Below are 11,139 nucleotides of genomic sequence, written 5' to 3'. Positions count from 1 at the left end.
CTGCGACCGAAATATTCGATTTAAAGCTGAGCGCTGGGCCGTGCTCCAACCTTTTCGAACCACGCAAGCGTGGCAGAGTTTCCCTGTGGAATCCGCTTCTTGATCACACGGGCAAAATCGACAAAGACATAAGCCGAAATATCGGCCAGCGTGAATTCTGCACAAGCGATGTAGGGGCTTTTCGCCAACCGAGTTTCCAGCAGATCAAAGAAATGCTCTACCCGCGCCGCGCCGCGCTGACCCAATTCGGGAATCTGAGCGTAATTGACCGGACCAGGAATCGCCCTGTCGGCAAAGGCGGGATGTGTGTTGCGCAATGTCTCGGCGATGGGTAATCCACCTTGCTGCTCGACAATACTGTTCCACATCAGAACCAGCCCCTTCTCATCGGGGGTACTCCCCATCAAAGGCGGTTCGGGAAAGCGAGCCTCAAGATACGCTGCAATGCCCAGGTTTTCGGTCAAAGCCACGCCCTCATCAGTGACCAACACTGGAAGCGTCGCGTTTGGATTGACGGCCTTAAATGCATCGCCTGATTGTTCGCCTTTGGCGATCGAAATCTCACGTGTCTCGATCTGCAGCCCCTTTTCCGCAATGAACATGCGGGCGCGACGCGGGTTCGGGGCCGTAGAGCAATCGTAGAACAACATCGTTAGGTGAACTTAACGGCGATAGACAAAACAGCGCCCCTCAACGGCACCGGGTGGGAGCGGCAGTTCGATTAACCCTTCGAAATACATCCTGTCGCTGGACACCATCAGCCCGCCCTCTGCCAGAAGCGGCTCGATTAGGGGCGAAACGAACCTGGCAAACGCGTCGTTCTTTTCGCGGTTATGCCCCCCCAGATCTGCGTGGATCAGACTGGCGGTCGCACCGAATCGATCCAAAGCGGCGGGCAGCGTCTCGCGCACGTCGCCCAGAATCACTCGATCTTCGGGCGGGGTCGAATCCGGGTGCGAGGCCACGGCGCGTTCGAAGACGTAGACCGAGCGGTTTTTAACGTATTGCACCATATGGTGATAAGTACGCCCGTTCCCCAGCCCCAATTCAAACACCGGCCCCGGCATTCCCTGTGTCTGGGCAATGGCGTAATCCAGACAGGCCCGCTGAGACACCATGCGGTCAATGAACAGATCCAGTCGGCTTTGGTCGTCGGGCACGGGGAAATCTCTCCTTGATATCAATCGGCTTATATAGTGGGGCCGACAGGGTCTTTGATGGCAAATCTTCAAGACTTTGTGTAGATAAAATGGAGACAGTTTCACGTTTCCGAGACATTTCGGACTAAGAACGGGTTTGACTAGCCTGCACCTAGCGCGCGAAACTGCGCCAAAAAACACGGGGGGTTGATTTAGCCAATGCCGCACCACGGCCTTACAGGTGGGACGCCTGCATGACAGCATTGTTGTCTGTCCGGGACCTGAGCATCGGTTTTGGTGCAGGAGAGTCCGTTGTCAAAGGCGTCAATTTCGACGTTGAAGCCGGCCAGACACTGGCGCTGGTGGGCGAGTCTGGCTCGGGCAAGACCATATCGTGCCGGGCGGCCTTGCGGATTCTACCGCGCACGGCACAGATTCGCAGCGGCACGATTATTCTGAATGATTCCAAGGGCACCGAGAAACTGACAGAGATCAGCGAGCGGCAAATGCGCGACATTCGCGGCAACCGTATCTCGATGATCTTTCAAGAGCCGATGCGGTCCCTGTCGCCCCTGCACAAAATCGGCAATCAGGTCAGTGAAGTTCTTTGGTTGCACCGAGGCGCATCCGAGGCGCAGGCCCGCAAAGAGGTTCTGACCCAGTTTGAACGCGTGGGCTTTCCTGATCCTCAGCGCGCCTATGATTCCTACCCGTTTGAGTTGTCCGGCGGCATGCGCCAGCGTGCAATGATCGCGATGGCGATGGTGTCCAAGCCGGATTTGCTGATTGCAGATGAACCCACAACCGCGCTTGACGTAACGACGCAGGCGCAGGTGCTGGGACTGATCAAAGAGTTGCAGCGCGAAACCGGTATGGCGCTCATCCTTGTAACGCACGATCTGGGCGTGGTCGCCAATATGGCCGAGCAAGTCGTCGTCATGCACAAGGGCCGCGTCATGGAAGCTGGTGCCGCTGCCCCGATCCTGACCGCTCCTGCGCACCCCTACACCCAGCAACTGTTCGACGCGGCTCCTGAGATCCCCGACAAGGAAGCAGTTGGGATTCCGATGCCCGGCGAAGACCTGATTCTACAGATGAAGGGTGTGTCCAAAACTTACACCATGCGCTCCAGCAAGGGTTGGCAGGGTGAGCGTCTGATCCATGCCTGCCGTGGCGTGGACTTAAATCTTGCCCGCGGCAAGACGTTGGCCGTCGTCGGTGAAAGCGGCTCGGGCAAGACCACAGCCGCGCGCATTGCGCTGGGGGCCGAGCCACCCGACCCCGGCGGTGAAGTGTTGTTCCGGACCTCGGCGACCGAAGATCCGATTACCGTGCATCGCATGACCCGCGCGCAGCGCACTGCGTTTCAGCGCAAGGCACAGATGGTATTTCAGGACCCCTACAGCTCGCTCAGCCCCCGGATGCGCATTCAGGACGCCATGACCGAGCCGTTGGAGATTCACAATATCGGCAATGTGGCGGAACAACGGGACAAAGCAGCCGAGATGCTGCAGCGGGTCGGCCTGAATGCCGACATGCTGAAACGATATCCGCATGCCTTTTCAGGCGGTCAGCGACAGCGCCTGTCGATCGCGCGGGCAATGATGCTGGACCCTCAGCTAATCGTTTGTGACGAGCCGACCTCGGCCTTGGATGTCTCTGTTCAAGAACAGATTCTGACGCTTTTGGAAAACCTGCAGGACAGCCTGAACCTGTCCTATTTCTTTATCTCTCACGACCTTGCTGTTGTGGCGCGCATCGCCGACGAAGTAGCGGTGATGCGCCGCGGTCTGGTCGTTGAACAAGCCCCGCCCGAAACCCTTTTCTACAATCCCCGCCACCCTTACACTAAGGCGCTAATTGCCGCTCAGCCAGAACCTGACATCAACCGACCCATCGACCTGAAATTGGTTGCTTTGGGCGCAGGTTCGCCAGACAGTTGGGATGACGCCTTCCGATTTACCGACTCCGTGATACCTTCACTGGTAGAAATGGAGCCCGGCCATAAGGTACGATGCCATGTTTAAGACCACTCGCCCCCTGTTTCTGGCCGCTACGCTGGCTGCTGCATGGATGCTGCCCGCCACAGCAAACACGCCTACCCCTCAGGAAGGTGAATTCTGGTCCACCGAAGTGAATGCGGGCAACCTTCCCCCCATCGAAGAACGCCTTCCGACCGAGCCTTTGGTCGTCGATCTTGCTGCCAAAGGGCGTGAATTCGGCGCCCCCGGCGGGACGTTGCGCACCATGGTAACCCGGTCCAAGGACATTCGTCAGATGGTTGTCTATGGATATGCGCGGCTGGTTGGGTTCAACGAAAACTATGAAATCGTGCCGGACCTGTTGGAATCGTACGAAAGCGATGGCAACCGTAAATACACTCTGAACCTGCGCGAAGGCCACAAATGGTCGGACGGCTCGCCGTTCACTTCGGAAGATTTCCGATATTGGTGGGAGGATGTGGCGAATAACGAACTGCTCAGCCCCTCGGGTCCACCGGATTTCCTGATCGTCGATGGCAAGTTGCCGACAGTCTCCTTCCCTGACGAGACCACTGTCATTTTTGAGTGGGAAGACCCTAACCCCGACTTTCTACAGTCGCTGGCGCAGGCCCGCCCTCCCTTCATCTACCGCCCTGCGGCATTTCTAAAGCAATACCATGACAAATATGCTGACGCCGAGGAACTCGCCTTTCTGGTCGAAGATGCCCGCGTCAAAAGCTGGGCAGCGCTGCATAACAAGTTGGACAACCTGTACAAATACGACAACCACGAGCTACCCACGCTGCAGCCTTGGCTGAATGCCAGCTCGGGTAAGAAGATCCGGCACAATTTTGTGCGAAACCCCTATTACCACCGCATCGACAGCAAAGGCGTGCAGCTTCCCTATATTGACGTCGTCGAAATGGAGATCGTCGCTCCCGGCTTGGTGGCCGCCAAGGCCAACGCTGGTGAGACCGACCTGCAAGGGCGCGGGCTGGCGTTCCGCGATGCCTCAATCCTGAAAAAGGGTGAAGAGGTTGGGAACTATAAAACGCGGCTATGGAAAACCGGTGTCGCGTCGCAGATTGCGATATACCCGAATTTGAATTTTGCCGATGAAGGATGGCGCAAGGTTCTGCGCGATGTGCGTGTGCGCCGCGCCCTGTCGCTGGCCATTGATCGCCAGACAATCAATCAAGCGCTGTATTTCAAGCTTGCTCAACCGGGCGCGATGTCGGTTCTGCCTGCGTCCCCGTTCTATAGCGAAGAAAATGCGCAAGCGTGGGCGCAGTACGACGTCGATGCGGCCAATGCGTTGCTGGATGAAGCAGGCCTGACCGAACGTAATAAGAACGGCGTTCGACTGCTGCCTGACGGCCGGCCGATGGAACTAATCATCGAAACCGCCGGGGAACGGCAAGAGGTCGAGAACGCCCTTCAGATCGTTACCGATAACTGGCGTGATATCGGTGTAAATTTGGTGATGCGCCCCTTGGACCGGGACATCCTGCGCAACCGTGTTTTTGCCGGTAACACAATGGCGTCGGTCTGGTTTGGGTGGGATGACGGCATTCCGCAGGCTCACACTTCGCCAGCCTATCTGGCACCGACCGATCAGGTTTTTCTCGCCTGGCCCAAATGGGGTCAGCATTACCAGACCGGCGGAGATGTGGGCGAAGCCCCCGACATGCCAGAAGCCGAGCGCCTGATGCAATTAGCCTATGATTGGGAGGTCGCAACCAATGATGACGAGCGCAAGGCGATCTGGACCGAGATGCTGAACATCCATGCGGATCAACTGTACGCTATCGGCATCCTGAACGGCGCGCCGCAGCCCGTTGTGGTGTCGAACCGCCTGCGCAACGTACCCGAACAGGCCATGTGGGCATGGGAGCCCGGCGCACATTTCGGCATTCACCGGCCGGACGAATTCTTCTTCGCCGACTGATCAGGAGCAGCTAAATGGTTATGCTGCGCTATGCAGTCTATCGCTTTTTCACGATGCTGCTGACGCTGTTGGTGGTGTCGGTACTGATCTTTGTGATCATCAACCTGCCGCCCGGCGACTATCTCAGCAACCAGATTGCAGAACTACAGGCATCGGGCCAATCTGCAGGTGTGGCTAAGGCCGAGTTCCTGCGCACAGAATACGCACTGGACCGACCGATCTGGGAACAATACCTGATCTGGATGGGCTTCTGGCCCGGCCCGCACGGGTTCGAGGGTCTGATACAGGGCAACTACGGCTGGTCCTTCGAATTCGACCGCCCCGTGGCCGAGATTGTGGGTGACACGCTCTGGCTGACCGTTGTGGTCAATCTGGCCGCGATTCTGTTCGTCTACGCCGTTGCCCTGCCCCTGGGCGTCATCGCTGCGGCACGATCACGGACGTGGATCGACTATACTTCGGCCTTCGTCGGCTACCTCGGACTGGCCACCCCGAACTTTTTGCTGGCACTGATCCTGTTCTATTACGGCCACCGCTATTTCAACCTGCCTATCGGCGGCCTGATGGACCCCAGGTTCGAAGGTCTACCGATGAGCTGGGACAAGATGAAATCCATCCTCGTTCACCTGATCGTCCCGACCTTTGTCATCGGCACATCCGGTGCCTCTGCCATGATGCAGCGTCTGCGCGCCAATATGCTGGATGAGCTTGGCAAACCCTATGTAGAAACCGCCATCGCGAAGGGAATGGCGCCGTCACGGATGCTGACCAAGTACCCGCTCCGCGTGGCCTTTAACCCTTTTGTGGCCGATATCGGCAACCTGCTGCCATCGATGGTGTCCGGCTCGGTTCTGGTTTCGGTCGTTCTGGGCCTGCAGACCATCGGCCCGACCTTGCTGACGGCGCTGAAGACACAGGATCAGTTTCTGTCCGCCTTCATCTTGATGTTCGTGGCCCTGTTGACCCTGATCGGCACCATGATCTCTGACATTCTGCTGGTCATGCTCGACCCGCGTATCCGGTATGAGGGGCGTGAAGCATGACCCAACACCCCGATGGTCGCTTTGTCGACGACGCCCCCTTCGACCCGGACGCCGCGCTGCAACAGCTAGAGCGCGCCGATCTGGATGCGCCCAACTGGGTGCTGGTCTGGCGCAAATTCAGAACCCACAAGCTGGGCCTGATTTCGGGCATTTTCCTGCTGCTTTGCTATCTGATGCTGCCCTTCGCAGGCTTCATCGCACCCTACGGCCCCAATGAACGGAACGGAGAGCACCTCTATGCTCCGCCACAAAGCGTGAATTGGTTCTATGAGGGGAAATTCATCGGCCCACATGTTTTCCCCATCATTGCAGAGGCCGATCTTGAGACCTTCCAATGGAAGTTCGTCCCCGACCTGGAAGACCCCCGCCCGATCAAGTTCTTTTGCGAAGGCTCCGAATACAAACTGGCGGGTCTGATCAAATCCGACACCCATTTGTTCTGCGCCCCAGAAGGGGCCACTCTGTTCCTGTGGGGGTCGGATCGTCTGGGCCGCGATGTGTTCAGCCGCATCCTCTACGGCGCGCAATTGTCTCTGACAGTGGGTCTGATCGGCATTTCAGTATCCTTCTTCCTTGGCATCATATTTGGTTCGATGGCCGGGTATTTCGGCGGCAAGATCGACTGGGTCATTAACCGGGTGATCGAAATCCTCCGATCATTACCGGAACTGCCGCTCTGGCTGGCGCTTTCCGCTGCGGTGCCATCGAACTGGAGCCCCGTCGCGGTGTTCTTCATCATCTCGATCATCCTCGGCATCCTCGATTGGCCGGGTCTGGCCCGTTCCGTGCGCGCCAAGTTCCTGTCGCTGCGTGAAGAGGAATATGTGCGTGCAGCCGAAATGATGGGCGCAAGTTCCGGAAGGGTGATCCGCAAACACCTGTTGCCCAACTTCATGTCGCACCTGATCGCATCGGCCACCCTGTCGATCCCGGCTATGATCCTTGGGGAAACCGCGCTCAGCTTCCTTGGCCTGGGCCTGCGGGCTCCTGCGGTGAGTTGGGGCGTGATGCTGAACGATGCGCAGAACCTCGCTTCGATCGAGATTTATCCGTGGACGGCAATTCCGATGCTCCCGATCATCGTCGTGGTGCTGGCCTTCAACTTCCTAGGTGATGGTCTGCGCGACAGCCTCGATCCTTATCAGCAATGACCCTGATTTCCGCCCTTCCCGCCTCGGACAGCTATAAATCCAGCGGCAAGGGTTCACGGCCTAGCGCCTTTGCCGTGTCAGAACTGGCGACTGCCAGCTTTGGCGCGGTGGGTCAGGAACTGGCCCGTCTGGTGGCCGCGTTGAATCTGGCCCCCAAACTACCAGAGGTATCGGTCGATCACCGGCTGGCCTCGCTCTGGTACGGATTTTCTTTCAAACCAAAAGGGTGGCAGATGCCCAGCCTTTGGGATGCCATCGCCGGCGACTATCAGGCGTCCGACGGCTGGATCAGGTTGCATACCAACCTGCCGCACCATAGGGCGGCGGCACCGAAGGTTTTGGGTGCCAAGGCCGACCGGGACGCCGTCGCTCAGGCTCTCAAGACGTGGTCCATCGCCGACCTGGAAACCGCCATCGTGGCCGAGGGCGGTGTTGCCGCAGCAATGCGCAGCCGCTCGGAATGGCTCGACCATCCTCAGGGGCGGGCCGTGTCGCGCGATCCTCTGATCGGCTGGCACAGCCCAAGGCGCGTCACCTTGCGGGACCGCCCCGAGGCGACGGCGCAGCGTCCATTGGCAGGTTTACGCGTTCTCGACCTCACCCGCATTCTGGCCGGGCCGGTCTCAACCCGGACACTGGCCGGCTTCGGGGCCGAGGTTCTGCGAATTGACCCCCTCGGGTGGGATGAGCCGGGCGTTATCCCCGACATCTCATTGGGCAAGCATTGTGCCTATCTGAACTTGAAATCCCCGGGCGGTCTGATGACATTGCAAGCGCTTCTGTCACAGTCTGATGTCTTCGTCCACGGCTACCGCCCCGGTGCTCTGGATGCGCTTGGCCTGACCAAGCTCAAACGGGATGAACTGGCGCCTAACCGGATTGAGGTCACCTTGAACGCATATGGCTGGCAAGGTCCCTGGTCGGCCAGACGCGGCTTTGACAGCCTCGTACAGATGAGTGCTGGTATCGCGGATGCCGGTCGTGCATGGGCCAAGGCTGACACACCCACGCCACTTCCTGTACAGGCACTGGATCACGCAACAGGCTATCTGATGGCCGCCGCCGTATTGTCAGTTATGGCCGAGGCAGCGTCTGGAAACTCCATCATGCTTGCCCAGTTGTCACTGGCCCGTACCGCGGAACTGCTGGCCGCCTTGGCCAAATCAGAGACGGACCAAAAGATTACCGACGCAACCACTGCCGACTATACGCAACAGATAGAAACGTCAGGTTGGGGAGAAGGCCACCGCCTAAAACCGGCCCTGACAGTCGGCTCTGCCAAAATGTCCTGGTCCTTGCCTGCCGCGAAACTGGGCACGGCTCAACCGGCCTGGCCATCGCTGTCCACCTGAACCGACCACCGCGCGGAACGCGCGGCCTGGCCCAACGCTTTGGGTGGCGTCTCGCCAGAGACGCCAGCAAAAAGGGGCGGGAGCTGCACCTATCGGTCGTCGCCCCCGCCGGGGCCAATATCATCCAGATAATCCTCGTCAATCGCTGCCTGAACTGCGCCGGTCACGGCCTCGCGCTGCTTTGGTGTCAGTTCCTCGGGCTCTTTGCCCTCGGCCAACCGCACGGTCACTTCGCGGTGGGCGAACTTGATACCTTCTCGCGCGAATAGCTCACGGATTTCCTGGTAGACCTTCTTGCGCACCAGCCACTGATCCCCCGGTTTGGTCATGAACTTAACTCGGATGATCATCGCAGAATCCTGCATTTCGATCACGCCCTGCGATTTCAACGGTTGGATGAAGTTCTCACCGATCACCGGATCGCTCAGCAATTGCTGGCCAAGTTTCTTGATCAGCTTTCGCACTTTCTCGACATCGGTGTCATAGGTCACACGCAACGGGAGTTTCATGATCACCCAATCGCGGGAATAGTTGGTCAGCACCTTGATCTCGCCAAAGGGGATCGTGTTCAGTGCCCCGAGATGGTGCCGCAATTGGAAGGAACGAACCGAAATCTTTTCGACAGTCCCCTTCACGTCACCGATGTCAATGTATTCCCCTTTGCGGAAAGCGTCGTCCATCAGGAAGAACGCCCCGGAAAAGATGTCGCGCACCAGTGTCTGCGAGCCGAAACCAACAGCAAGACCTACCACACCAGCGCCAGCGAACAGCGGGCTGACGTTGATACCCAACTCCATCAACACGATCAGAACAATGGTGACTACAACAACGGCCAGAATCGCCCCGCGGAACAGGGGAAGCAACGTGGCCAGACGGCTTTGCCCGCCTTCACCGCCCTCATCACCCAATTCGGCCTCTTCGCTGCCATCGTCGACCTCTTCGGCAATTTTCGAGTCGATCCAAATGCGGAAAAAATTGAACAGGATATATCCGATAAACAGGATGATCATCACATCCAGCGCCCGGTCAATTGGCAGGTCTTCGCTCCAACTGGTTTCGGGGTTCCAGATCACCACCAGCGCATATAGGCCAACGACAAAGGCCAGAATACCCGCAACGCGACGGGCCAGATCCTCGTATGTCAGGATCGAATGTTGGCGCATTTCTGCCTCGGGTGTCTCGGTGGGCTCTTCGACCTCTTCCTCAACCGCCGCGTTCAGGTCCTCCATCTGACGATTGCGGTCGAAATACCGCTCCAACAGGTAGTTCATCGCCCCATAAGCCACGACCACCGACATGAATATCAAATAACTGCTGGCCACGATCGGCAGCGAGTTCTCATTCTCCAGCACCAGATCAACCGCCAGTTTGAACCAGCTGAAGACGATATACACGATCAGCACGGGCGCCCAGGCGAATGAGATGAAACGCGAGATCCAAGAAACCTGATCCGGTGCCCGCCCCCCGCGGATGGCGTTGGAAATGGCGCGGGCGTTGAACAGGATCATCAGCACATTGCCCAATGCACCGAACATGGTCAGGCTGCCATAGACCATCGCATAGACGTTGTAGTTCAAGCCGAAATCGGCAACCCAAGTCGAAAACAGAACGACCGATATATCATAGGTCGCAAGCGCAGAGGCCCAGAAATACAGAATTTTCGCGTCCCTGTCAGAAAAGGGCGGCAGACGATATTGGCTGAGGTATGGCGACAACACCATGCGCCACAGGTCGGACACCGTGCGCGACAGGAAAAAGGCGGTGAAAATCGCCGTCACCGTGAACTGGATCGAGATATTTTCAGCCTCGCCAAAGAACAGGTACCCAACGATAAGGGCCATGAGCATCGCAAAAATCGTAGCTCCGACGCCCATAAAAAATCGGAACACCAAAAACGGCATCTTTTCCCGATAGCCCTGCGGGTTTTCCTTGGACCGCGCCACGACAAGCTTTTTGGCCATACGCTTGCCGTATATCTCGGTCGACAACCAGCGCCCCAACAAAAGGAACAGGATGTTCCAGAACAGCACCTCGACATAGGTCTGGATTCGTCCGTCAGGGCTGGTCTGACGTAATATGTACTGAACTTCGAATATCGAATAGGGCAAGGCTTGCAGGCGCGATTCCATCGATGCGCGGAAATCCGAAAACTTCTCTTGCGCCTTCATGAGCTGTGAACCGTCCGCCATTGGATCGTGCGGTCCTGCATCCGCAGCACCGGTCTGACTGCCCGAGGACACAACCTGTCCGGTGCTGTCGATGACGATCACGCTGGCACCGGCTTCGGTCGCAGCTTTGATCGCGGCGGCTAGATCTCCTTCCTGGGCTGAATCAGCCTCAGTATCGGAACCCGTGTTGTATCCAGGGATAAATGGCGTCTGCGCCGCTGCTGCGGTGACGAAGACCGCTGCGAATGCCCACAAAACCAGGGCAATTCCAGCTATGAGTTTGAATTTCATCGAACAGCCTATCCAATTCGCAAGTTGCACAGCAGGGTACAGAAGCGCCTGAGTATATTCAAATA

The 11,139-nt window shown here is 57.8% G+C and carries 8 protein-coding genes; 5 read left to right on the top strand and 3 right to left on the bottom strand.

Features of this window, described 5'->3' with window-relative positions; translation table 11 throughout:
- Nucleotides 1-20: 20 nt before the first annotated feature.
- Together ACR0D7_RS08085 and ACR0D7_RS08080 are read right to left on the bottom strand one after the other, a co-directional pair.
- Nucleotides 21-650, bottom strand: coding sequence for a glutathione S-transferase (locus ACR0D7_RS08085; protein WP_480678577.1), 630 nt, complete (start codon nt 648-650; stop codon nt 21-23).
- Between the two features lie 12 nt (nt 651-662).
- Nucleotides 663-1,160, bottom strand: coding sequence for a class I SAM-dependent methyltransferase (locus ACR0D7_RS08080; protein WP_480678576.1), 498 nt, complete (start codon nt 1,158-1,160; stop codon nt 663-665).
- A 233-nt stretch (nt 1,161-1,393) separates the two neighbouring features.
- On the opposite strand from ACR0D7_RS08080, the gene ACR0D7_RS08075 reads away from it, so the two are divergent.
- Genes ACR0D7_RS08075 through ACR0D7_RS08055 form a run of 5 tightly spaced genes read left to right on the top strand, consistent with a single transcriptional unit; the run spans nt 1,394 to nt 8,615 of the window.
- The gene (locus ACR0D7_RS08075; protein ID WP_480678575.1) at nt 1,394-3,166 is read left to right on the top strand and encodes an ABC transporter ATP-binding protein; all 1,773 of its coding nucleotides are present in this window, start codon (nt 1,394-1,396) and stop codon (nt 3,164-3,166) included.
- Nucleotides 3,159-5,069 (top strand): ABC transporter substrate-binding protein, encoded by a 1,911-nt coding sequence (locus ACR0D7_RS08070; protein ID WP_480678574.1) that lies wholly within the window; start codon nt 3,159-3,161, stop codon nt 5,067-5,069. The genes ACR0D7_RS08075 and ACR0D7_RS08070 overlap by 8 nt, the downstream gene beginning before the upstream one ends.
- 14 nt (nt 5,070-5,083) lie before the next feature.
- Nucleotides 5,084-6,112: an ABC transporter permease gene (locus ACR0D7_RS08065; protein WP_480678573.1), complete on the top strand. Its 1,029-nt coding sequence runs from the start codon at nt 5,084-5,086 to the stop codon at nt 6,110-6,112.
- Nucleotides 6,109-7,263, top strand: coding sequence for an ABC transporter permease (locus ACR0D7_RS08060; RefSeq protein WP_480678572.1), 1,155 nt, complete (start codon nt 6,109-6,111; stop codon nt 7,261-7,263). Before ACR0D7_RS08065 ends, ACR0D7_RS08060 begins: the two co-directional genes overlap by 4 nt.
- Nucleotides 7,260-8,615, top strand: a complete 1,356-nt coding sequence (locus tag ACR0D7_RS08055) for a CoA transferase (protein WP_480678571.1) — start codon at nt 7,260-7,262, stop codon at nt 8,613-8,615. The genes ACR0D7_RS08060 and ACR0D7_RS08055 overlap by 4 nt, the downstream gene beginning before the upstream one ends.
- An 89-nt stretch (nt 8,616-8,704) precedes the next feature.
- On the opposite strand, the gene ACR0D7_RS08050 is transcribed toward ACR0D7_RS08055, so the two are convergent.
- Nucleotides 8,705-11,074 carry a mechanosensitive ion channel domain-containing protein gene (locus tag ACR0D7_RS08050; RefSeq protein ID WP_480678570.1) on the bottom strand — a complete coding sequence of 790 codons (2,370 nt, stop codon included), beginning with the start codon at nt 11,072-11,074 and terminating at the stop codon, nt 8,705-8,707.
- Nucleotides 11,075-11,139: the final 65 nt, after the last annotated feature.

Source organism: Ruegeria sp. BB7 (genome assembly GCF_056539365.1).
This window is presented reverse-complemented; position numbering and strand designations above follow the sequence as displayed.